Consider the following 22,880-nt stretch of genomic DNA (forward strand, 5'->3'; position numbering starts at 1 on the left):
TTGGGCTCGGCTGCTCTGCCAAATTAGCGGATCCTCCATGCTGGCCCGTGCCAGCGAAACAGGAGGAGAGATACCCCATGCAGATGCGCAAGATCGCGTTGGCCGTGCTGATGGCCGCCGCTTCGCCGCTGGCGCTGGCCGGCACCGCCCAGGCCGAAACCGCCACCCCGGCTACCGATGCCGCCAAGGAATGGTACCCCAAGACGCTCGACCTGGCTTCGCTGCGCCAGAACGAGGCCCAGTCGAACCCCTATGGCGCCGACTTCAACTATGCCGCCGAGTTCGCGAAGCTCGACCTTGATGCGGTCAAGGCCGACATCCGCAAGGTGCTGACCACCTCGCAGCCGTGGTGGCCGGCCGACTACGGCCACTATGGCCCGTTCTTCATCCGCATGGCCTGGCACAGCGCCGGTACCTATCGCTCGGGCGACGGCCGCGGTGGTTCCGATGGCGGTGAGCTGCGCTTTGAGCCGCTCAACTCCTGGCCGGATAACGTCAATCTCGACAAGGCCCGCCGCCTCGTCTGGCCGATCAAGCAGAAGTATGGCCGCGCGCTGTCGTGGGGCGATCTGATGATCCTGTCCGGCACTGTCGCGATGGAAGACATGGGCTTCAAGACGCTGGGCTTTGCCGGTGGTCGCATCGATGCCTGGCAGCCGGACCTGGTGTTCTGGGGCCCGGAAAAGAAGCTGCTGGCCGATGAACGCCGCGATGCCAAGGGCAACCTCAAGGGCCCGCTCGCTGCAACCCAGATGGGCCTGATCTACGTCAATCCGGAAGGCCCGAACGGCGTTCCCGATCCGTTGGCCGCTGCCGCTGATATCCGTCGCGCTTTTGGCGGCATGGCGATGAATGACGAAGAAACCGCCGCGCTGATCGCGGGCGGCCACACCTTCGGCAAGGCCCACGGTGCCCGCAAGCCGGAAGAGTGCGTGGGCAACGATCCGGGCACGGCCAGCATTGAGCAGCAGGGCAAGGGCTGGGTCAACAAGTGCGGCAAGGGCCATTCGGAAGACACGATCACCAGCGGACTGGAAGGCGCCTGGACCGCCAACCCGATTGCCTGGACCACCCAGTACCTCGACAACCTCTATGGCTTCGAATGGGTCAAGACCAAGAGCCCGGCCGGTGCCACCCAGTGGGTGCCGAAGGACGGTGCCGCTGCCAACATGGTGCCCGATGCGCATCGGGCCGGTGTGCGCCACGCGCCGATCATGTTCACCACCGACCTTGCGCTCAAGGAGGATCCGGCGTTCCGCAAGATCACCCAGCGCTGGCACAAGAAGCCTCAGGAATTCGCGGACGCCTTCGCCCGCGCATGGTTCAAGCTGACTCACCGCGATATGGGTCCGCAGGCGCGCTATCTGGGCAAGGATGCCCCAAAGGTGACCTTCGCCTGGCAGGAACCGCTGCCCAAGGCCGACTATCCGCAAGTGGATGCAGCGGACGTTGCCACGCTTAAGGGGCGGATTGCCACTTCGGGCCTGAGCACGGCCGAACTGGTGCGCACGGCCTGGGCTTCGGCCTCCACCTTCCGGGCCACCGACATGCGCGGCGGGGCCAACGGCGCCCGCATCCGCTTCGAACCGATGAAGACCTGGGCGGCCAACGATCCGGCCGAGCTGAACAAGGTGCTGGCTTCGCTTGAAACGATCCGGGCCGAGTTCAACAAGGGCGGGACGAAGAAGGTTTCGCTGGCCGACCTGATCGTGCTGGGCGGGACTGTTGGCATCGAACAGGCGGCCAAGGCGGCCGGCCATGACGTGACCGTGCCGTTCTCCCCGGGCCGGGTCGATGCCCTGCCGACCCAGGCTGATGCCAAGGCGCTTAACGACCTGCGGCCGACCGCCGATGGCTTCCGCAACTATTATGGCGCGGATGCCCACTTTGGCCCGACCGAGGCGCTGATCGACAAGGCCGACATGCTGAACCTGACCGTGCCGGAAATGACCGTGCTGGTTGGCGGGATGCGCGCGCTGGGTGCCAATGCCGGTGGTTCGACCGCGGGGGTCTTTACCAGCCGTCCGGGCAGCCTGACCAATGACTTCTTCGTCAACCTGCTGTCGATGGACACGGTTTGGAACAAGTCGGCGGCGACGCCGGGCCTTTATGAAGGCAAGGACCGTGCGACCGGCGCGGCCAAGTGGACCGCCACCCCAGTGGATCTGGTCTTCGGTTCGAACTCCGAACTGCGGGCCGTGGCCGAAGTCTACGCCTCGAACGACGCCAAGGAGAAGTTCGTGGCCGACTTTATCAAGGCCTGGACCAAGGTGATGAACGCGGACCGCTTCTGATCCGCGGATAACGGCAAAGGGGGCGATGGCTGGCAATGCCGGTCATCGCCCCTTGCGCGTCTAGATTGGAGAATAGCGTGCGCGACCTTGCCCTGATCCCGCTGCTGACCATGCTGGCCGCTGTCCCGGTGCAGGGGCAGTCCCGCCCGCCGGCCTTCGCGCAGTGCGCATCGTGCCATTCGACCGAGCCGGGCAAGACCGTGTTTGGCCCCAGCCTGCACGGCGTGGGCGGGCGCAAGGCTGGCAGCCTGCCGGGCTATGACTATAGCCCAGCGCTCAAGAAGGCGAAGATCACCTGGAATGCCGCCTCGCTTGATCGCTGGCTGGCTTCGCCGCAGAAGACCGTGCCCGGAACCCGGATGCCCTTCGGCGGGATCCAGGACCCGGCTGCGCGCCGGGCCCTGGTTACTTATCTGCTGACGCTCAAGTAATCGTTTACCCGGCGCGGGCGGCGATCCATTCATCAACGCGGCGCTCAAGGATCGAGAGCGGCTGCGAGCCGGAAGCGATCAGCAGGTCGTGGAAGGCCTTTACATCGAACTTCGCGCCCAGCTTCTGTTCGGCCCGCGCGCGCAGTTCCATGATCTTGAGCATGCCGATCTTGTAACCCGTCGCCTGGCCCGGCAGCGTCAGATAGCGGCGGATTTCGGAACGCGAGCGCTCGATCGGCTGGCGGCCGGTGGTGTTCATGTAAGTCACCGCCTGATCCTCGGTCCAGCCCTTGGCGTGTAGGCCGGTATCGACCACCAGTCGAGCCGCGCGGAACAGTTCGGCGTCAAGCCGCATGAAATCGGCCGCGATATCCGGGAAGGCGCCCATTTCCTTGCAGACCGCCTCGGCATAGAGGCCCCAGCCTTCGCCAAAAGCGACGTAGCCGGTGGCCGAGCGGAACTTGGGCCCGCCTTGCTGGCGCACCTGGATATCGCCCTGGGTGTTATGGCCGGGCACAGCTTCGTGGCACATCAGGGTGTAGAGCGCCGCCGGATCTGGGCGGGTGCCGACAAGGTGGACATAGGTTCGGGCCGGGCGCTTGCCATCGGGGCTGGGCTGGCTGGCATGGGCCGCACCGCCGGGGACTTCGGAAAAGGCCGGCTCGCGCACTACCTCGATCCCATAGGCCGGGAGCATGCCGAAATAGCCCGGCAGCAACTTGCGGGTATTGGCCACGAATTCATTCGCAGTCTTGAGGTATTCGGCGCGGGTTTCATCCGTAAAGGGCTGCGGTGGGTAAAGCCGCTTGCGTTCCTGGTAGAAGGCTTCGCGGTCCTTGAACCCGGCCTGGCGGGCAAGCGCGTCCTGCTCTGCTTCAATCCGGGCAACCTCCTTGAGACCGATCTGATGGATCTGGTCCGCGGTCAGGTCGGTGGTGGTGACGAGCTTCAGTTCGTTGGCATAGTAGTCCAGCCCGCCTGGCAGGGTTACCGCGCCGACCTTGCCGCTGGGGGCCGTGGCGAGGTTGCCCTTGGCCCAGTCGATCACGCGGCCATAGGCTGGCTTCAGGGCAAGGATCGCGTCCTTCGCCTGACCAAGCAGCAGGTCGGCATCGGCCTGGCCAAGCTTGCCGGCGCTGACCAGCGCAGCGGTCTTGGCCTTGACGTCAGCCCACAGCGCAGCATCCGGGCCGGGGCCGAACGGTGCGCCGCTGGTCAGCTTTTCGCTGGTGGCTATGATCGTTTCGATCTGGAACTTGGGCGCGCGGATCCCGGCCTGTTCACTGGCCTTGGTGCGGGCGAGCGCAAGATCAAGCACCGCCGGCATGCCGCGCAGCCGGGCAATGTAGTTGTTCAGGTCCGTCGCATCGGTAACCGAATGCGTGTTGATCAGGAAGTCCGGCAGCTGGCTGTGCGCCGAATAGAGCCGCGAATAGAACGGCGGCCGGTAGACACGGTTCTTGTTGCTCAGCGCGGCCCGGTCGGCTTCCAGCGCCCAGATGTCATAGTTGACCTGGCCTTCGGGGGAGAGCCTGGCGCGATCGAACTGTGCCTTCATCCGTGCCACGCTGGCCTGGCGCCAGGCCACCTGGGCATCGGCGGCAGCATCGCTGATGTCGCTCCACTTGTCGCCGCCGTCCTTGATGCCAAGGCGGGTGGCGAGCTGCGGCTGAGTCTTCACATAGGCGGCGAATTCGGCGTCGAGGAACTGGGTCAGCCGGGCATCCTCGCTGGCCTGGGTGCTCGCCGCTGCGGGGGCGGTCGGCGCGGTCTGGGCGGACAAGGCCGTCGAGGCAAACAGGGCGAGCGTTGCGGCGGCAAGGCCGGCATAGATTGGGCGGGTCGAAAGCTTGGTCATGTCGATTCAGTCCCTCTTGTGGCGCGCTTGATGGAGCGCTGCTCCATTCCGCTGAAGCCGGTTTAACCGCTACAGGCCATTGGCGATCCTGCCAATCGCCCTTCCGCTTCGACCAATGGCGCACTAAGCCGGACCGCGATGACGCTGATTGCCTTCAACAAGCCGATGAACGTGCTGTCGCAGTTCACCGATGCCGGTACGGCTGGAAGCCCGCGGGCTACCCTGTCGGACTATATCGACCTGCCGGCTGTCTATCCCGCCGGGAGGCTCGATCGCGATAGCGAGGGGCTCTTGCTGCTGACCGACGACGGCCGGCTGCAGGCGCGGATTGCCGATCCGAAGTTCAAATTACCCAAAACGTACCTTGTCCAGGTAGAGGGTGAGATCACTGACGAGGCGCTGGCTGCGTTGCGCGGGGGGGTGATGCTCAACGACGGGATGACCCGTCCGGCCCAGGCCGAGCGGATCGATCCGCCGCAGCTGTGGCCGCGCGATCCGCCGGTGCGGTTTCGCAAGACCGTGCCCGATGGCTGGCTGCGCCTGACGATCAGCGAAGGCCGCAATCGCCAGGTCCGGCGCATGACGGCTGCGGTTGGCCATCCCACCTTGCGGCTGGTGCGCTGGGCGATTGGCGATTGGTCGCTCGATGGGATTGCGCCGGGGGAATGGCGGCAGATTTAGACCGTCATCATCCTGCAACACGGCCATGAGACCTTTTGGACCATGGACCAGACAGAAACCCGCTTCGACTGGATCAGCTGGCTCGCCAGCATCCCCGGCATCCCCGCCGACTGGGGCAACCAGGCGGTAGAGTGCCCCGCCGACGATGACCCCTTGCCGTTGGCCGCCTAGCGCGCAGTAAAGCGCAGCGGCAGGGTCTTCAGCCCGCCGACAAAGGTGCTCTTGGCGCGGCGCGGTTCGCCGGCCAGTTCGACGCTTTCGATCCGGTCAAGCAGCGCTTCGAACAGCAGCTTCATTTCCAGCCGCGCCAGGTGCAGGCCCAGGCATTGGTGCGCGCCCGCCCCGAAGGCGAGGTGGCGGGTCTGGTCACGGGTCACGTCGAATTTGCGCGGATTGTCGAATTGGGCGGGATCGTGGTTGGCGGCGACATAGTTGATCATGATCCAGTCGCCCTTGGCGATCTTCACGCCCGAAAGCTCGACGTCCGCATTGGCCATGCGCATGAAGTGCTGCACCGGCGTGGTCCAGCGGATCGCTTCCTCAACGATATTGGCCAGCAGGCTGCGGTCCGCCTTTACCTTGGCGAACTGTTCCGGGTCCTTGGCCAGGGCCAGCATCGCCCCGGCTGTACTGGCGCTGGTGGTATCGTGCCCGGCGCTGGCGGTGATGATGTAATAGCCGGCGCGGTCACGGGCCGAGATCGGCTCACCATCCACTTCGGCATTGGCCAGGATGGTTGCCACATCATCGGTGGGGTTGGCGCGGCGCTGGGCGGCCAGGCCTTCGAAATAGGTTTCGAATTCGGCCACGGCCCCGAACACGATCTGGCTGATCATTTCAGGCGTCATGTCGGCCATGCCGCTTTTGGAAAGATCCTCGTCCTGCCCACCGAACATCTGCTGGGTCAGGAACAGCATCTTCGGCTCGTCTTCCTCGGGCACGCCCAGGATCTGCATCACGACATGGAGTGGATAGGGCGCGGCGACATGGGTAACGAAGTCTGCGCTGCCGGTTTCCCCGCCGGCGGCGATGAACCGATCGACCGTGGCCGCCGCCAGCTCGCGCACCCGGCCTTCCAGGCTGCGCAGGTTCTTGGGCATGAACCAGTCCTGCGTCAGGCGGCGCAGCTTGGGGTGCTTGGGCGCGTCCATGGCAACCAGCGATGCGACAAGGTTGGGGCTCTCGTCGCCCTGCTGCGCGGTGACCTGGCGGGCCAGCGCTTCACCCCCGCGATTGGTGAAGACCACCGAACGCGGGGCATTGAGGAAGGTCGCATTGTCCTTTGAAATGCGCATGACATCGTCATACTTGGTAACCAGCCAGAACGGCTCGTGATCATTCGTCGGGCTTTCGATCCTGACGACCGGGGTTTCGGCCCGCAGCCGGTCAAACAGGTCCAGCGCCGCGTTCCAATCGGCATAGGACTTGGGATCGATCACCGCCAGGGCATCGGCGGGGCTGGCAACGGGTCCGGTCATCGGTCTTACCCCTTGGCTTGCGCGGCTTCATAGGCCGCCTTGTATTCATCACGCAGCAGCCGCTTGTAGAGCTTGCCGGTCAGTTCGCGCGGAAGCTGTTCGCGGAAATCGATCTGGCGCGGCATCTTTACGCGGCTGAGCTGGCCAGAAAGGTAGGTGCGGATTTCGTCCGCCAGCGCCTCACCGGCTTCGGCCATGTTGAGCGGCTGGATCACCGCGACCACCTTTTCGCCCATTTCCGGATCGGGCGCGCCGATCACGGCGGCGTCGGCCACCTTGGGGTGGGTGACCAGCAGGTTCTCGATCTCCTGCGGGTAGATGTTGACCCCGCCCGAGATGATCATGAAGCTCTTGCGGTCGGTCAGGAACAGATAGCCGTCCTCGTCCTGGTAACCGACATCGCCAAGGCTCGACCAGCCGTGCTTGTTGCGCGCATCGCGGGTCTTGTCGGGATCGTTGTGGTATTCGAACGGAACCATGCCTTCGGTCGGTTCGAAGAAGATCTGGCCTTCGGTGCCGCGCGGCACCTCGTCGCCGTTCTCGTCGCAAACGCGGATGATTCCGGTCAGGGCCTTGCCGACCGTACCCGGCTTTTGCAGCCATTCCGGGCTGGTGACGAAGGTGAAGCCATTGCCCTCGGTCCCGGCGTAATATTCATAGATCACCGGCCCCCACCATTCGATCATCGCCTGCTTAACCGGCACCGGGCAGGGTGCCGCGGCGTGGATCGCGCATTTGAGGGTGGAGGTGTCGTACTTCTTGCGGACATCTTCGGGCAGTTTGAGCATGCGGACGAAGTGCGTCGGCACGAACTGGCTGTCGGTCACTTTGTACTTCTCGATCGCGGCCAGCGCGGCTTCGGGATCGAACTTTTCCATCACCACCACGGTGCCGCCCAGCTTCTGGATCGTCATCGACCAGCGCAGCGGCGCGGCGTGGTACAGCGGGGCGGGGGACAGGTAGACCGAATCCGGCTTGATCCCGAAGGCCATCATGGTCAGCCCGACCAGTGCGTTGGCCTGATCAATCGCCGGGTCTTCGGGCAAGGGGATCTTCACCCCCTTGGGCCGGCCGGTCGTGCCCGAGGAATAGAGCATGTCGACCCCGGCGCGCTCATCGGCGATCGGGGTTTCGGGCATGCCGGCCAAGGCATCTTCCGCCGAAAGCGCACCTGGCGTGTCAAAGCGCAACTGCTCAACTTGCGGTGCCAGCTTCGCAACGTCATCGAGCGTGGGGGCCAGATAGGCCGAGCCAAACAGGATTTTCGCACCGCTATCCTCAAGGATATAGGCAATCTCTGGTGGGGTGAGGCGGCTGGATATACCGACATAATGGACGCCCGAACGCTGGAAGCCCCAGGTCAGGCAGAAGAACCAGGGGTGGTTCTCCATGCACAGGGCAACCGTATCGCCGACCTTGATCCCGCGGGCGCGAAGCAGGTGCGCCACCTGGTTGGAACGGCGGTCAAGCTCGGCAAAGCTGATCGTCTGGCCGCTGCCGGCCATGATGATCGCGGGCTTGTCGGGATTGCTCTTGGCATGGATCGACGGATGCATCGGGAATCACTCTCCAGTGGTGGCAGTTACCATCCGGGAGTAACTTTAACCGGTCGATTAAACCCGGCAAGCGCAAAAGAATGGCGGGCGGCCCTTACGCAAAGAAAAAGGGCGGCGGTTGCCCGTCGCCCTGCTTTCTTGCGCAATGCTGTGATGGCTTACTTGCTGCCGCCCTTGGCGGAAGAGCCTGCGTCGTCCTTGGCGGCGAGCGAGCCGCCCCAAGCATCGCCCTGCATGTAGGGAACCGGGTTTACAGCGGTGCCGGCGATGCGGACTTCATAATGCAGGTGCGGGCCAGTCGAACGGCCGGTCGAGCCAACATAGCCGATCAAGTCACCCTTGCGGACAGCCTGGCCTTCGGCAACGTTCAGGCGCGAAAGGTGGCCATAGCGGGTTTCCAGCGCGGCACCGTGATCGAGCGAGATGTAAAGACCATAGCTTGAGTACCAGTCAGCCCGGGTTACCACACCATCGGCGGTGGCATAGATCGGTGTCCCGATCGGGCTTGAAAGGTCGATGCCCTTGTGCTGGCGGCGACCACCGAGAACCGGATGGGTGCGCATGCCAAAGCTGCTGGTCAGGCCGGCGCCTTCAAGCGGCATGCGCGACGGGATCGATACGGTGCGGCGGCGCGCCGGCACCGAAGTGCTCGAAGTGCTGCTCCAGCTCGCGAAGAGGCGGCGGAATTCTTCGTCGCCGTGCACGCCAGACTTTGCAGCCTGAGCTTCACGCAGGGGGGCAGCGATATCGGCTGCCGTGGCGCTGGCATTGGCCAGGGCCGGCGTGGCAAGCCCAAGGGCGGCGAGGACAGCGAGACCGCCGACCATGCTGCGAACCTTGGCAATAAATGCGAAACCGACCACTAAAAAACCTTAAAGTTAGGCAGGCCAACCGTTGCCGATCGGTCCACCCGGACCCCTGTATGCTTTGCCTGCCACGAAGGCCTGCAACTGGAATTTTGAGATGGTCGGACCCCCCGCCGTCTCGTTGGGCGTGGTTAAAGAGGCGTCATTCCGATGTCGCAACCCCTTCGTAGAAAGAGCGCGATAAACCGGCAGTGAGACGCGCTGAGTCGTTGAATGGCGGCTTAATCGCCCCTCTAAAATGAGTCGTCACCAACGATTTCCATAGGATTTGCGGAGATTCTCCGCGTGATTCGGCCAAAGCGATAAAATGAGTTGTCCCGAATCGAACATGGGCGATTTCATCGTCAAGGATTCGTTGCAGGACCCGCGCGCCGGTTTCGTCCCCCAGGCTGCGGATGCGTTCGAGGGTGTGGGGTGTCACATCCAGCCCGCGTGCTTCGAGCACCATCGGCACCACGGCCAGCCGCGCCGCGACATCGTGCCGCGTTTCAAAGGCGGCATCCCACAGCCCATCGTGGGCCGGGAGGGCGCCATAATGCGATCCCAGGCTGCGCAGCCGGCGTGCGAGCAGCGCGAAATGCATCGCTTCGTCTGCTGCGACCGAGAGAAAGTCGGAAACGAAGCCCGGTCCCATCTCCGCCCCGAACCGTCCGGCCATGTCGAGCGCGAGGTCGATGGCGACGAATTCAATATGGGCGAGCGAATGCCACAGCGCGATCCGCCCGCGTTCGGAGCCCGCCTTGTTGCGCTTGGGCATGCGGTTGGGTGGCAGCAGTTCGGGCTGTGCCGGCCGGGCCGGACGATCCGGCATGGCGCAGTCGAAGACGAATTCCAGTTTATCGGCCACCCAGTCACGCGCGACCGCGCGGGCGGCAAAGGCCTTGTCGGTCGGGTCTGCGGTTAGCAGCGCGGCGCGGATGGCCGCGGCAACGGTGGTCACAACGCCTTGGCCGCTTCCAGCACTTCGGCGGCGTGACCCTTGACCTTCACCGGGCTCCACACCTGGGCAACCTTGCCGTCCGTGCCGACCAGCACGGTTGAACGGACCATGCCCATGTAGGAGCGGCCATACATCGATTTCTCGGTCCAGAAGCCCAGCGCATCGGACAGGCCGCCTTCTTCGGGGTCGCTCGCCAAGGGCGCGGTTAAACCGTGCTTGGCGATGAACTTTGCGTGCTTCTGGGGCGGATCCTTGCTGATCCCCAGCAGCGCTGTGCCGGCCTTGGCGAAATCAGCCGACAGGGCCGAGAAATCAAGGTTCTCGGTGGTGCAGCCGGGAGTGTCATCCTTGGGATAGAAGAACAGCACCAACTTCTGTCCGGCATAGTCGGCCGGGCGCACGGCGGCGCCATCGGGTCGGGCCAGGGTCACGTCGGGCAGGCTGTCACCGGGGGCAATGGCCATTATTCGATCTCCAGTTCTTCACCGAAGGTCGCGGTCCAGGCCGCGGCCAGGATCCGGCGCGATTCGGTAAGCTTGTCAGTCAGGGCGCGCCAATCGCCAGATTCGCAAGCGCTGGCAAGTACGGCCTTTGCGCCGGGGTCGGGTTCGGTCCCTTCAGGTGCAAGCAGGCGCGAGGCAATCAGGAAGCGGGCAAGGGTGCGATGCGTCGGCAGAATCGCCTGATCCAGCTTGCCCGCCGCAACCAGCGCTGCCAGCGCGACCGGGATCGACGGCTCCAGCGCCACGTGATCGCGCAGTTGCAGGTAATGGACAATGAACTCCGCGTCGACCAGCCCGCCGCGTGCCAGCTTGACGTCGAGGGGCCCCTTGGCCGGCTTGTGCTGCGCCATCGTGGCGCGCATTTCCAGCACATCGGAACGCAGCTTTGTCGGATCGCGCTTCATCGCCAGCACGCCGCGGATGATGCCGGCCAACTGGTCGCGGGCCGCATCCGATCCATACAGCGGCCGCGCGCGGGCAAGGGCCATATGCTCCCAGGTCCAGGCGCTCTCACGCTGATAGCGTTCGAAGGAATCGAGGCTGACCGCCATCGGTCCCTGCGCGCCAGAGGGGCGCAAACGGGTATCAACTTCGTACAGCGCGCCCTCAGCCGTGGGGACAGAGAGCGCCGCAATCACCCGCTGGGCCAGCCGGTTGAAATAGAGCGTCGCGCCCAGCGGGCGGTCGCCCTCGCTTTCCGCAGCGTGGTCGCCAGTAAACAGGAAGACAACATCCAGGTCCGAGGCATGGGTCAGCGCTCCACCGCCCAGCCGGCCATAGCCAACGATCAGCAGCTCACCGCCCGGCACCCTACCATGCACGCGCTCAAATTCGGCCGTGGCGGCGCGGGCCAGAACCTGGATCGCGGCCTGGGCCACCCGGCTGAGCGCCTGGCCAATCTCCATCGGATCGCGCGTGCCTTCAATCAGCTGGACGCCCAGCGCGAAGCGGATTTCGCCCACCTTGCGGCGAACCCGGCCGAGCAGGGCTTCGTAATCGTCACCGGCCTCGCCGCGGGCCATGACCTCGGCCAGATCGTCAACCGCACCCGGCAGGTCAAAGGCGCTGGCGTCGATCAGCGGATCGAGCAGGTCTGCCCGCCGCGCCAGGGCATCGGCCAGCGGCGGGGCGAGGCACAGCACCCGGGCGACCAGATCGGCCAGGCCGGGCCGGGCCTCAAGCAAGCGGAACAGGTTGACCGCGCTCGGCAGATTGGAAAGCAATTGCTCCCACCGCAGCAGGGCATGGAGCGGCTCGGGCGCAGCGGCAAAGGCGGCCAGCAGGCGCGGCTGGACCGCATCAAAGGCGGCGCGGGCGGCCTCGCTGCGCAGCACCCGCAGCTTGCCGCTGCGCCAGCCCTCGATCCGGTCGGCCAAGGCATCCGGCTCCGGAAAACCAAGCCGCGCGATCTCTGCTGCCAGCGCGGCGCCGCTGCGCGGGGCGGAAACGGCAACGCTGGTCTGCTCCCCCGCGTGTTCGGCCACCAGCCGGTCGTACCGCTGGCCGACGGCTTCGGTGATTTCGGCCAGCTCCGCCACCAGCGCGGCGCCATCGGCCAGGCCATCCAGCTGCGCGACATTATCGAGCGCGGCAGGATCGATCGGCAGGCTGTGGGTCTGGTGGTCAGCCACCATCTGCAGCCGGTGTTCGATCACACGCAGCCGGTCATAGCTTTCGCCCAGCAGCGCGGCATCGCCGCCATCGATGATCCCGGCTGCGGCCAGGGCATCGAGGCTGGCGCGGGTCCCGCGCAGGCGCAGTGCCGGATTGCGACCGCCGTGGATCAGCTGGTGGATCTGGGCGAAGAATTCGACCTCGCGGATGCCGCCACGGCCCTTCTTCAGATCAAAGCCCGGACCGGGTGCGGTCGGCCCGTGGTGATTGGCCCGAATTCGCCCGGTCAGCCGCCCAACTTCGGCAATTGCCCCGAAGTCGAGGCTCTTGCGCCAGACAAAGGGGCGGATTGCGGTAAGGAAAGCCTCACCCGCCGCAATATCTCCGGCACAAGCCCGCGCACGGATAAAAGCGGCGCGTTCCCAGGCCAGGGCTGAGCTTTCATAGTGTGTCAGCGCCGCGCCGATCGGGATTGCCAGCGGGCTGACCTCGCTCGCCGGACGCAGCCGCAGATCGACGCGGAAGACATAACCTTCATCATCGACATGGCTCATCAGCTCCATCAGGCTGCGTGCCACGCGCTGCGCCGCTTCACCCGGCTCATCCCGGTCACGCCGGGGAAGCAGGGCGGGATCGTAAAGCAGGATCGGATCGATGTCGGAGCTGTAGTTCAGCTCCTGCGCGCCGTGCTTGCCCAATGCGAGGGCCAGGAACCCGGCGGGTTCGGCATCGGGTACGCGGCGGCGGATAGCCTCGGCAATTGCGGCATCAAGGGCGCGGTCGGCAAAGGCGGAGAGCTCCCCTGTTACCCGCAGCAGCGGGAAGGCACCCGCCAGGTCACCCACGGCCAGTGCCACGGCCAGCGCCAACTTCTCGCGCCGCAAGGCGGAACCGACCGAGGGCGCGCCTTCACCCGCGCGCTTGGCCCAATCGAGCGCGGCTTCGCCGTCTCCGGCTGCGAGCAGCGCTTCCAGTTCAGGCAAGCGCGCTAGCCCCCGCTCCAGATAGGGAGCGTGGCCACGGGCGCGGGCCAGGGCATAGGTCCAGTCGGCTTTCATCCTGCCTGTGCTTGCGAAGGGGGCGCGGCTCTGTCAATCGGCGGACCAAACTGTCGCTCCGAAAGGTTAGTGCAAAGATGAAACTCCGCGCCCTGCTGCTTGCCTCCCTGATGATCCCTGCCGCTGCCCAGGCAAAGGCCCCGCCGGTCCCCGTGGTTCAGCCGGTAGCGCTGAACCAGCCGGCGCTGGCCGAGATGGTGAAGACCCTGTCTTCCGACGAATTCGAGGGCCGCGCGCCCGGCACCGCGGGTGAGCAGAAGACGGTTGCCTACCTGATCGACCGGTTCAAGGCTGCCGGCCTGCAGCCCGGCAACAAGGGTTCGTGGACGCAGGACGTGCCGATCGTTGAGATCACTGCGAACAACGTGGCGGGCCTGGCGATCACCGGTGGCACCCAGACCATGCTGTTCGCGCCGGGCAAGGATTTCGTTGCCGGATCCTATCGCGCGGTCGATCGTACCGCGATTGCCGATGCGGAGCTGGTCTTTGTCGGCTTCGGGATCAATGCCCCTGAACTCGGCTGGAATGACTATGCCGGGATCGACATGAAGGGGAAGGTCGCGGTGATCCTGGTCAACGATGCGGACTTTGAAACCGCGACCGAGGAAGGCCCGTTCAAGGGACGGCGGATGACCTATTACGGCCGCTGGACCTACAAGTTTGAGGAAGCCGCCCGGCAGGGTGCGCGCGGCGCGTTGATCATCCATGACACGTTCCCGGCGGCCTATGGCTGGAACGTGGTCGAAAGCTCGTGGACCGGGGCGCAGTACTTTGTCCAGAAGGCCAACAAGGGCATGGACCAGACCGAAGCCAATGGCTGGATCCAGAAGCCAGTGGCCGAAGCGATCCTCTCCGCCGCGGGGCAGGACTTGGCCCGGCTGACCGCCGCGGCCAAGCAGCGCGGGTTCAAGGCCGTGCCATTGGGGCTGAAGGCCAGCCTGAACTTTGACAACCAGCTGCGCACCGCCATGTCGAAGAACGTGGTCGGGATCCTGCTGGGCAAGAAGCGGCCGGATGAATATGTCCTCTATACCGGCCATTGGGACCATCTTGGTCGCTGCAAGGCCAACGAAAAGGGCGATGACATCTGCAATGGGGCGGTCGACAATGCCACCGGCACGGCCATGCTTGCGGCGCTGGCCGAAGCGAACGTCAAGGCCGGACCGGCCGATCGCAGCCAGGTCTTCCTGGCGGTGGCGCTGGAGGAATCGGGCCTGCTCGGCAGCGAATACTATGCCGCAAATCCGATCTATCCGCTGGCCAGGACCGTGGGCGGGGTGAACATGGATGCGCTATCGCCCGGTTCTGCCTCGCGCGATTTCGAAGTGGTCGGCGGCGACAAGAGCGAGCTGACCCGCTACGTCAAGGCCGTGACCAGGGCGATGGGCCTGACCCAATCGGCCGAAAGCGATATCGAGCGTGGCTATTACTATCGCTCGGACCACTTCAGCATGGCCAAGCGCGGCGTGCCGATGTTCAACCTTGGCCGCGGAAGCGACTGGGTGAAGGGCGGCAAGGCCGCTGGCGAGGCCGCCGCTGAGCGCTACAACAAGGAAGCCTATCACGGGCCGGCCGACGAATTCGATCCCAATTGGGACTGGTCGGGCATGCTGCAGGATGGCGAGCTGTTCTATCGCCTCGGCCGCAGCCTGGCGATGACCAGTGACTGGCCGAACTGGCACCTGACCGACGAATTCCGCAGCATCCGCGACAAGAGCCTGAAGGGCGGCAAGTAATGGAAAATCCGAATGTGTGGATGCCGCCCGAATGGCATCCGCAGGACTGGATCTGGATCGGCTTCCCGCATGATCCGGTTGAATGGCCGGGCTTTCTGGAGCGCGCGCAGGAGCAGATCGCCGCTTTCGCCAATGCCGTGGCCGAAAGCGGGCAGGAAGTGCGCCTGATCGTGCGGAATGAGGCCAACCGGGCCCGCGCCAGCGCCCTGTGCAGCGCGGCGGTGAAGCTGGAAGTGCGGCGCTATGGCGATGTCTGGCTACGCGATACCGGGCCGCTGGTTGTGCAGCGCCAGGGCCAGCCGCTGGGCCAGCGCTTCGGCTTCAACGGCTGGGGCGGCAAGTACCTGATGGATGGCGATCAGGAGATCGGCGCCGAACTGGCGTCAAGCGCCGGGCTGCCGGTGGCTGCGGCTGACTGGATCCTGGAGGGCGGGGCGCTGGATTGCGATGGCACCGGCCTCGTCGCCACGACCGAGCAGTGCCTGCTGAACCCGAACCGCAACCCCCAGCTGTCGCGCGCCGACCTTGAGGCGCGGCTGGCCCGCGATCTGGGCTTCGACAAAGTACTGTGGCTGGGCGATGGCCTGATCAACGATCATACCGATGGCCATGTCGATAACCTGGCGCGGTTCGTTGCGCCCGGGGTGCTGGCACTGCCGCGCGCGACCGGCGCGGATGATCCGAATGCCGAGATTTACGCCGATGCGAAGCGCCGCGCCGAGACGGCCGGGCTGAAAGTGGCCGAAGTTCCTTCGCCGGGCCGGGTGGAAAGCGATGGCGGGCGGATCGAGCCGGCCAGCTACATGAACTTTGCCGTGACCAGCCATGTCGTCGTTGTGCCGATCTATGGCACGAAGCACGACGATGAAGGGGTGGCGGCAATCCAGGCGCTGTTCCCGGATCGTGCGGTGGTGGGCGTGCTGGCCGATGCGGTGCTGGCCGGTGGCGGTTCCTTCCACTGCGCCAGCCAGCAGATGCCGCAGTTCTGACTTAGGCTGTTTGCCTGACCCGGCTTCGACAAGCTCAGCCGGAGCGGTAAGAAAAGCCAAGGTGGATGGGCCATGCCCGCTGACCCTATGCCCCGCTCGCCCTGAGATTGTCGAAGGGCCAGCTCAATCGCCAGCGATCCTTGCGAATCCTTGACTCTGGCCTCATGCGCATTTAGTTTCAATTGAAACCGGAAGCGCGACAGGAGCAAGTCCCCCCATGGCCGACCTTTTCGAAAACCCGCTGGGCCTCGATGGGTTCGAATTCGTCGAATTCTGCGCGCCGGCAAAGGGCGTGCTCGAACCGGTATTCGCCGCTATGGGCTTTACCGAGATTGCCCGTCACCGCTCCAAGGACGTCCAGTTGTGGCGGCAGGGCGATATCAACCTGATCGCCAATTACGAACCGAAGAGCCCGGCCTGGTACTTCGCGCAGGAACACGGCCCTTCGGCTTGCGGGATGGGCTGGCGGGTGCGTGATGCAGCCAAGGCTTATGCCGAGGCGATTGCGCGCGGGGCCGAGCCGGTGGAAAGCCGCACCGGGGTGATGGAACTGCGCCTGCCGGCCTTCCGCGGGATCGGCGGATCGATGATCTACCTGATTGACCGCTATGGAGATGACCTGTCGATCTATGACATCGACTTCATTTATCATCCGGGGGTTGATCGTCATCCGGTTGGTACCGGGCTGCACGTGATCGATCACCTGACCCACAACGTCTATGGCGGGCGCATGGCCCACTGGGCCGCGTTCTATGAGCGGATCGCCGGCTTCCGCGAGATCCGCTATTTCGACATCAAGGGCGAATATACCGGCCTGACCAGCAAGGCGATGACCGCGCCTGATGGCAAGATCCGCATTCCACTGAACGAAGAGGGCGCCGGCGGCGGCGGCCAGATCGAGGAATACCTGCGCGCCTATAATGGCGAGGGGATCCAGCACATCGCCTTTGCCTGTGATGATCTCTACGCCGTCTGGGACCGACTGGCCGCGCTGGGCACGCCCTTCGCGCCCGCGCCGCCCGCGACCTATTACGAGATGCTGGATGAGCGTCTTCCCGGCCATGGCGAGCCGGTAGCGGAATTGCAGAAGCGCGGCATCCTGCTTGATGGCTCGACCGCCAATGACGATCCGCGCCTGCTGCTGCAGATCTTCAGCCAGACCATGATTGGCCCGGTCTTCTTCGAATTCATCCAGCGCAAGAAGGATGAAGGCTTTGGCGAGGGCAACTTTACTGCCCTGTTCAAGTCGATCGAGGCGGACCAGATCCGCCGCGGCGCGCTGCAGGTTGAAGGGGCGGAGCAATGAGCGCGATCCAGCTCGAGCGCATCCACCATGTCGCCTATCGCTGCCGCGACGCGAAGGAGACGGTGGAGTGGTACAGCCGCGTGCTGGGCATGCGCTATACGACCGCCTTTGCCGAGGATCACGTGCCCTCGACCGGCGAATTCGATCCCTACATGCATGTCTTCCTCGATTGCGGCGGGGGCAATGTGCTGGCCTTCTTCGAGCTGCCCAACCAGCCGGAGATGGGCAGGGATCCGAATACCCCGGCCTGGGTCCAGCACCTGGCTTTCAAGGTGCCGGATCTGGATGCGCTGCTGGCAGCCAAGGCGCACATTGAGGCGCAGGGCGTCGAGGTTCTGGGGCCAACCTATCACGGCATCTTCCGCTCGATCTATTTCTTCGATCCCAATGGCCACCGGCTGGAATTGGCCTGCGATATCGGTACGCCCGATCAGTATGCCGAACTGGCGGCAGTCGCCCCGGCCATGCTCCACGAATGGAGCGAAACCAAGCGCGCCCCGCGCCATGCCGCCTGGCTGCATGAAGATCCGGCTGAGCGCGGCGACAGCTGATATTGCCGGCAAGAGACGGATTGCCTTGGTTCTTAGGGTTTCATCGTGCAATTAATCGGCTAAGGGCCGCGCGTGCGCTCGCTTGTCTTGATCCCGCTCTGCCTCGCCACTGTTTCCGCTCCGGCCCTGGCCCAGCGCGCGGGTGACAACGCCGCGACCCAATCGAGCGATGCTTTTGGCCGCTCGGTCGGCAGCGAGAAGACCGGACTTTACAACAGTGAAGACGTGCGGGGGTTCAATCCGGTCGATGCCGGAAACATGCGGCTGGAAGGGCTCTATTTCGACCAGGTTGAGCGGATTTCATCGCGCCTGGCCGATGGCAACACGATCCGGGTTGGGGCTGCTGCACTGCGCTATCCCTTTCCCGCTCCGACCGGCCTGGTCGACTATAACCTGACCCAGCCACGCAAGGACACCAGCTATAGCATCAATGCCGAACTGGGCTCGTCCAACGCGATAGGGCCCGGTGGTTCGTTCGAGTTCAAGCAGCCGCTAACCGGCACCTTTGGGCTGTCGGGCGGGGTGGGCTTTCGCAATGCGACCCGGTTCGAAGGCGGGCACAGCCGGTATCGCACCTGGGGCTTTACTTCGGCCTGGCGGCCGCGGACGGGCACCGAGCTGCTGCTGTTCCTTGGCGATTTCATTTACCGCAGCGACGAACTGCGGCCCTATTACTATCCGGCGGGCACCACCCCTCCGCCCAAGGCCGAGCGCGGCCTTGACCTGAGCCAGCCCTGGGCCAGCCGCAATCAGGACCTGTGGACCGGGGGCGCAATCGTCAAAACGCCGCTGTTGGGGGCTCGGCTGGAGGCGGGGCTGTTTTACTCGGCCAAGGACCAGCACAGCACCTATGCCGACCTGATGCGCGGCGTGGCGAGTGATGGTTCGGTTGCCAACCGCCGGATTATTGCCGAGCAGGACAATTATGATGGATCGTGGTCGGGCGAAATGCGCCTGATCAAGGAATGGGTTGGCGGCACAGTCAACCATCGCCTGATCGCTTCGGTCCGTGGTCGCGCGCGCAATCGTGATTTTGGTGGCGGCAGCGTGCTGGCGCTGGGTGCCTCAACGATCCTGCGGCCTGACCTGCGCAGTGAACCGAACTGGACCCAAGGGGCCAAGAACCGGGATGAGGTGCGCCAGATTACGGGTGGCGTTTCGTGGTCGGTTGTATCGCCGCAGCACTTCAGCCTTGATCTGGGCCTATCCAAGAGCCGCTACCGCAAGGCGCTTGATTTTGCCGATGCGGCGCAAGTCGATCCGGTGACGCGCGACAATCCGCTGCTGCTAAACGTGGCCGGTTCGGTCCATCTTGCACGAGGGCTGTCGGTTTACGCCGCTTACACGCGCGGACAGGAAGAGGCCCTGGTCGCTCCGGATATCGCGACCAACCGGTCAGAAGCGCCGCCAGCGCTGCGCACCAGCCAGGTTGAGGCCGGCGCGCGCTGGGCAGTTACGCCGCGCCTGACATTGATCGCCGGGGCCTTTTCGATCCGCAAGCCCTATTACAACCTCGATCCGTCGCTGCGCTATCGCCAGCTTGGCACCCTGACCAACCGCGGGGTGGAGCTGTCGCTGACTGGTCAGCTCGCCCCCGGGCTTACGGTCGTCAGCGGCTCGCTGTTCCTCGACCCAACGATTTCGGGCGAAGCGGTTGATAGCCGGCTGATAGGGCCGCGGCCGGTCGGCCAGATCCGTCGTCGCTCGGTCGCAACGCTCGATTGGCGGATGGATGGCGGGCATGGGCCGCTGTCCTTCGATGCAACAGTCGAAAGCCTGTCGAGCCGGATGGGCAATGCCGCCAACACGCTGCTCGCCCCGCCGCGCGCCACGCTCAATCTGGGCGCGCGCTATCGGTTCAAGATGGCGGGCGGCACCTGGCTGCTGCGCCCCGTGGTGCTCAATGCCTTCAACGAATACAGCTGGAATGTGAATGCGTCTGGCGGGTTCACCTATTCCAACCCGCGCACGGTGACGCTCCAGCTCGTCGCCGACTTTTAGGTAACTGCCGGCGCGGCGAATTAACCCGGACCAACCACACCCGCCCCTCAACCCGCTCAGGGTGAGCGGGGATGCGGGAGACAATGGTTTTTGGGGGCGTGTGCATAATAGCCCGCGCCAACTCCAGCCCCCAACCGGAAGAGCTATGGGTTTAGCCCGGTTATTCCCCAGGCACCTTCACGCGCAGCATCGCCGCTGCGGCCAGCACCAGCGTGACCGCGGCGAAAGCCATGGTCCAGATCGGCTGGTCGGGGAAAAAGGCCTTCATGATCGAACCCATCACCGTGGCGACCAGCAGCTGCGGCACCACCACGAAGACGTTGAACAGCCCCATGTAGATGCCCAGCTTGGCCTGCGGCAGGCTGCTCGCCAGGATCGCATAGGGCATGGCCAGGATCGAAGCCCACGCAATGCCAATGCCGATCTCGCTGATGATCAGGTATTCCGCCGAGGTAAAGATGAAGAAGCTGGCGAACCCTGCAGCCCCCGCCAGCAGGCACGCGATGTGGGTCCTGGCCTTGCCGATCCGGCGCGAAAGCAGCGGCAGCAGCGTCAGCGCGGCGATCGCCGCGACGCCGTTATAGACGGAAAAGAGCAGGCCGACCCAGTTGCCGCCTTCCTGATAGGCGGCGCTGGCCGGATCGCCCGATCCGAAGAAGTTCTGGGCAACGACCGGTGTGGTGTTGATCCACATGATGAACAGTGCCGACCAAGAGAAGAACTGAACCACCGCCAGCTTCTGCATGATGTCCGGCATGCCTGAGAAATCGCCGACGATGGCAGTGAGCATGTTGGCGCCCTTGCCGGCCCGGGCCAGCCGGATCGCAAGGTAGCTCAGCACGCCATAGCCAACCAGCAGCATGGCCAGAAGGTAGACTTCCTTTTCCAGGCCCCACTGCTCGGTCGCCAGGGCCAACAGGCCGCCGCTGGCGATCCACCAGAACGGACCGCCCGTGTTGCGGTCTGCCAGGGCGCGCAGGGTCGGGGCCTCGGCATCTGCGGCCTCGCCAAAGGTGCGCATTTCTTCGGGTGAGTATTCCTTGGTGGTCAGCACGGTCCACAGCACAGCGGCAAACAGCGCCAGACCGCCGGCCCAGAAAGAATAGCGCACGGTATCCGGGATCTGGCCCAGTGGCGCCTCGTTGGCGACGCCCCAGTGATCCAGCAGATACGGAAAGATCGAGCCGACCACCGCGCCCGCACCGATGAAGGCGGTTTGCACGGCATAACCCGCAGTGTGCTGGTCCTTGCGCAGCATATCGCCGACGAAGGCGCGGAACGGCTCCATCGAAATGTTCAGGCTGGCATCCAGCACCCACAGCAGCACGGCTGCCATCAGCAGCACGTTGCTTGCAGGCATGGCCAGCAGCGACAGCGCGGCCAGCACGGCGCCAAGCAGGAAGAAGGGCCGGCGGCGGCCAAGGCGGCCCAGCCAGGTCTTGTCAGAGAGATGGCCGATGATCGGCTGGACCAGCAGGCCGGTCAGCGGGGCCGCGACCCACAGCGCGGGCAGATCATCAATCGACGAGCCAAGCGACTGGAAAACACGGCTCATATTTGCGTTCTGCAACGCGAAGCCGATCTGGATGCCGAAGAAGCCGAAGCTGATGTTCAACAATCCGGCCCAGCTTTGCCGCGGTTTTTCGATGCCCATAGCTCTCCCCTTTATGGCCAGCAGGGCTGGCATGCCCGCTGCCGGCAGGCAATAGGCATACGAATACGTAATCCGGCTTCAGCCGGCAGTGCTGGCCCGCACGATCAGCCGCGGCGGCAGGCTGCGGTTGGCGCTGACCCGGTCCTCGATTTGCTCGGCCAGTGTTTCGACCAGCAGCTCGCCCGCGGCGACCAGATCCTGCTGGACAGTTGTCAGCGGTGGATTGGTAAGGCTGGCGGCCGGAATATCATCAAAGCCGACCACGGCAACATCGTCTGGCACCTTGCGCCCGGCCTCGGCCAGCGCGCGCATCGCGCCGATGGCGATCAGATCGCTGGCTGCGAAAACGGCATCGAATTCGGCGCCGCGTTCCAGCAGTGCCCGGATCGCCGCACGGCCATCGCCCTCGCTGGACAGCGCCGCGACCTGGAGCGCCGGATCGGCGGTCAGCCCGGCGTCTGCCATGGCCTCGCTCATGCCGCGATAGCGGTCGGCAAATTCGGGGTAATGTTCGTCGGCCTGACCCAGGAAGGCGATCCGCTTCCGCCCGAGACTCAGCAGATGTTCACCCGCCAGGCGCCCGGCGGCGACATTGTCGGTGCCGACGGTCGAGCCGATCCCATCGGTTCGGACCGAGCCCCACCGTACGAAGCGGGTATCGTGTTCAACCAGTTCGGTCAGACGTTGGGCATAAAGCGTGTAGTCCCCATAGCCGAGCAGGATCAGGCCATCGGCCCGGTGGCTGTCCTGGTAACGGGTATGCCAATCGTCTTCCATCTTCTGGAACGAGATCAGCAGGTCCAGCCCACGGTTCGCCGTGGCCCGGGTGATCGCGCCCAGCATGGCCAGGAAGAAGGGATTGATATTGGCCCCGTCCGGGGTCGGGTCTTCGAAGAACAGCAGGGCGATGGTGTGCGAACGCTGCGAGCGCAGCGACGAGGCGTTCTTGTCGACCGAATAGTTCAGTTCGCGTGCGATCTCCTGGATCCGCTGGCGCGTCGCAAGACTGACCGATTTCGAACCACGCAGCGCGCGGCTGACGGTGGGCTGTGAAACCCCCGCCAGATAGGCGATGTCAAAGCTTGTCGGCTTGCTGGAGGGCTTGCGGCCCATCTGCTCTCCTGCCCCTGCGTGCTCCCGGTCTTTGGCCAGGATCGATTGCGGGAATAGCCGCTCGGACGCTTACCGGCAATGGCACAGGCCAAACCATCGCTGCCAACCCGGTGGCGTCCCGCAGTGCCAGTCTGAGGCGGGCCTAAGCCGTTGCCGAAACGCCACGCGGCCCATGTTGCATAATATGCGTATACGTATGCCTTCTTCCTGCTGGCCGCGATTGGCCCGTATCTGGACGCTTCCACGGGAGG

18 protein-coding genes are annotated in these 22,880 nt (G+C 64.7%); 9 read left to right on the top strand and 9 right to left on the bottom strand.

Annotated features, from left to right (window positions below):
- The first annotated feature begins 83 nt into the window (after positions 1-83).
- Entirely contained in the window at positions 84-2,294 is a 2,211-nt protein-coding gene (gene katG / locus RQP55_RS10600) for a catalase/peroxidase HPI (protein WP_315610267.1), read from the top strand.
- A 77-nt stretch (positions 2,295-2,371) separates the two neighbouring features.
- The gene (locus RQP55_RS10605; protein WP_315610168.1) at positions 2,372-2,725 is read left to right on the top strand and encodes a c-type cytochrome; all 354 of its coding nucleotides are present in this window, start codon (positions 2,372-2,374) and stop codon (positions 2,723-2,725) included.
- A gap of 4 nt (positions 2,726-2,729) precedes the next feature.
- On the opposite strand, the gene RQP55_RS10610 is transcribed toward RQP55_RS10605, so the two are convergent.
- Positions 2,730-4,583 (bottom strand): DUF885 domain-containing protein, encoded by a 1,854-nt coding sequence (locus RQP55_RS10610; protein WP_315610169.1) that lies wholly within the window; start codon positions 4,581-4,583, stop codon positions 2,730-2,732.
- Between the two features lie 138 nt (positions 4,584-4,721).
- Between RQP55_RS10610 and RQP55_RS10615 the strand changes: the two genes are divergently transcribed.
- Positions 4,722-5,264, top strand: coding sequence for a pseudouridine synthase (locus tag RQP55_RS10615; protein ID WP_315610170.1), 543 nt, complete (start codon positions 4,722-4,724; stop codon positions 5,262-5,264).
- A gap of 42 nt (positions 5,265-5,306) precedes the next feature.
- Positions 5,307-5,435, top strand: coding sequence for a hypothetical protein (locus RQP55_RS10620; protein WP_315610171.1), 129 nt, complete (start codon positions 5,307-5,309; stop codon positions 5,433-5,435).
- Here the strand turns inward: RQP55_RS10620 and RQP55_RS10625 are convergent.
- The 6 genes from RQP55_RS10625 to RQP55_RS10650 form a co-directional block, all read right to left on the bottom strand.
- Entirely contained in the window at positions 5,432-6,742 is a 1,311-nt protein-coding gene (locus RQP55_RS10625; protein ID WP_315610172.1) for a cytochrome P450, read from the bottom strand. The genes RQP55_RS10620 and RQP55_RS10625 overlap by 4 nt on opposite strands.
- A gap of 5 nt (positions 6,743-6,747) precedes the next feature.
- Positions 6,748-8,298 carry an acyl-CoA synthetase gene (locus RQP55_RS10630; RefSeq protein ID WP_315610173.1) on the bottom strand — a complete coding sequence of 517 codons (1,551 nt, stop codon included), beginning with the start codon at positions 8,296-8,298 and terminating at the stop codon, positions 6,748-6,750.
- Between the two features lie 158 nt (positions 8,299-8,456).
- Complete coding sequence (locus RQP55_RS10635; RefSeq protein ID WP_315610174.1) at positions 8,457-9,125, bottom strand: M23 family metallopeptidase; 669 nt, start codon at positions 9,123-9,125, stop codon at positions 8,457-8,459.
- Positions 9,126-9,306: 181 nt separating this feature from the next.
- Complete coding sequence (locus tag RQP55_RS10640; RefSeq protein WP_315610175.1) at positions 9,307-10,104, bottom strand: ferritin-like domain-containing protein; 798 nt, start codon at positions 10,102-10,104, stop codon at positions 9,307-9,309.
- Positions 10,101-10,568: a peroxiredoxin gene (locus tag RQP55_RS10645; RefSeq protein ID WP_315610176.1), complete on the bottom strand. Its 468-nt coding sequence runs from the start codon at positions 10,566-10,568 to the stop codon at positions 10,101-10,103. Before RQP55_RS10645 ends, RQP55_RS10640 begins: the two co-directional genes overlap by 4 nt.
- Positions 10,568-13,279, bottom strand: coding sequence for a bifunctional [glutamine synthetase] adenylyltransferase/[glutamine synthetase]-adenylyl-L-tyrosine phosphorylase (locus tag RQP55_RS10650; protein ID WP_315610177.1), 2,712 nt, complete (start codon positions 13,277-13,279; stop codon positions 10,568-10,570). Before RQP55_RS10650 ends, RQP55_RS10645 begins: the two co-directional genes overlap by 1 nt.
- 77 nt (positions 13,280-13,356) lie before the next feature.
- On the opposite strand from RQP55_RS10650, the gene RQP55_RS10655 reads away from it, so the two are divergent.
- From RQP55_RS10655 to RQP55_RS10675, 5 genes are all read left to right on the top strand, one after another.
- Positions 13,357-15,015: a M28 family metallopeptidase gene (locus RQP55_RS10655; protein WP_315610178.1), complete on the top strand. Its 1,659-nt coding sequence runs from the start codon at positions 13,357-13,359 to the stop codon at positions 15,013-15,015.
- A complete protein-coding gene (locus tag RQP55_RS10660; protein WP_315610179.1) occupies positions 15,015-16,004 on the top strand; it encodes an agmatine deiminase family protein in 990 nt (329 codons plus the stop codon). Before RQP55_RS10655 ends, RQP55_RS10660 begins: the two co-directional genes overlap by 1 nt.
- Before the next feature lie 217 nt (positions 16,005-16,221).
- Entirely contained in the window at positions 16,222-17,310 is a 1,089-nt protein-coding gene (hppD, locus tag RQP55_RS10665) for a 4-hydroxyphenylpyruvate dioxygenase (protein ID WP_315610180.1), read from the top strand.
- Complete coding sequence (locus RQP55_RS10670) at positions 17,307-17,861, top strand: VOC family protein (protein WP_315610181.1); 555 nt, start codon at positions 17,307-17,309, stop codon at positions 17,859-17,861. Before hppD ends, RQP55_RS10670 begins: the two co-directional genes overlap by 4 nt.
- Positions 17,862-17,933: 72 nt before the next feature.
- The gene (locus RQP55_RS10675; RefSeq protein WP_315610182.1) at positions 17,934-19,862 is read left to right on the top strand and encodes a TonB-dependent receptor domain-containing protein; all 1,929 of its coding nucleotides are present in this window, start codon (positions 17,934-17,936) and stop codon (positions 19,860-19,862) included.
- A gap of 160 nt (positions 19,863-20,022) precedes the next feature.
- On the opposite strand, the gene RQP55_RS10680 is transcribed toward RQP55_RS10675, so the two are convergent.
- Together RQP55_RS10680 and RQP55_RS10685 are read right to left on the bottom strand one after the other, a co-directional pair.
- A complete protein-coding gene (locus tag RQP55_RS10680) occupies positions 20,023-21,516 on the bottom strand; it encodes an MFS transporter (RefSeq protein ID WP_315610183.1) in 1,494 nt (497 codons plus the stop codon).
- Between the two features lie 78 nt (positions 21,517-21,594).
- Complete coding sequence (locus RQP55_RS10685) at positions 21,595-22,629, bottom strand: LacI family DNA-binding transcriptional regulator (protein ID WP_315610184.1); 1,035 nt, start codon at positions 22,627-22,629, stop codon at positions 21,595-21,597.
- Positions 22,630-22,880: the final 251 nt, after the last annotated feature.

Origin of the sequence: Novosphingobium sp. APW14 (assembly GCF_032337075.1) — a bacterium.
In the GTDB taxonomy this organism is placed as follows: domain Bacteria; phylum Pseudomonadota; class Alphaproteobacteria; order Sphingomonadales; family Sphingomonadaceae; genus Novosphingobium.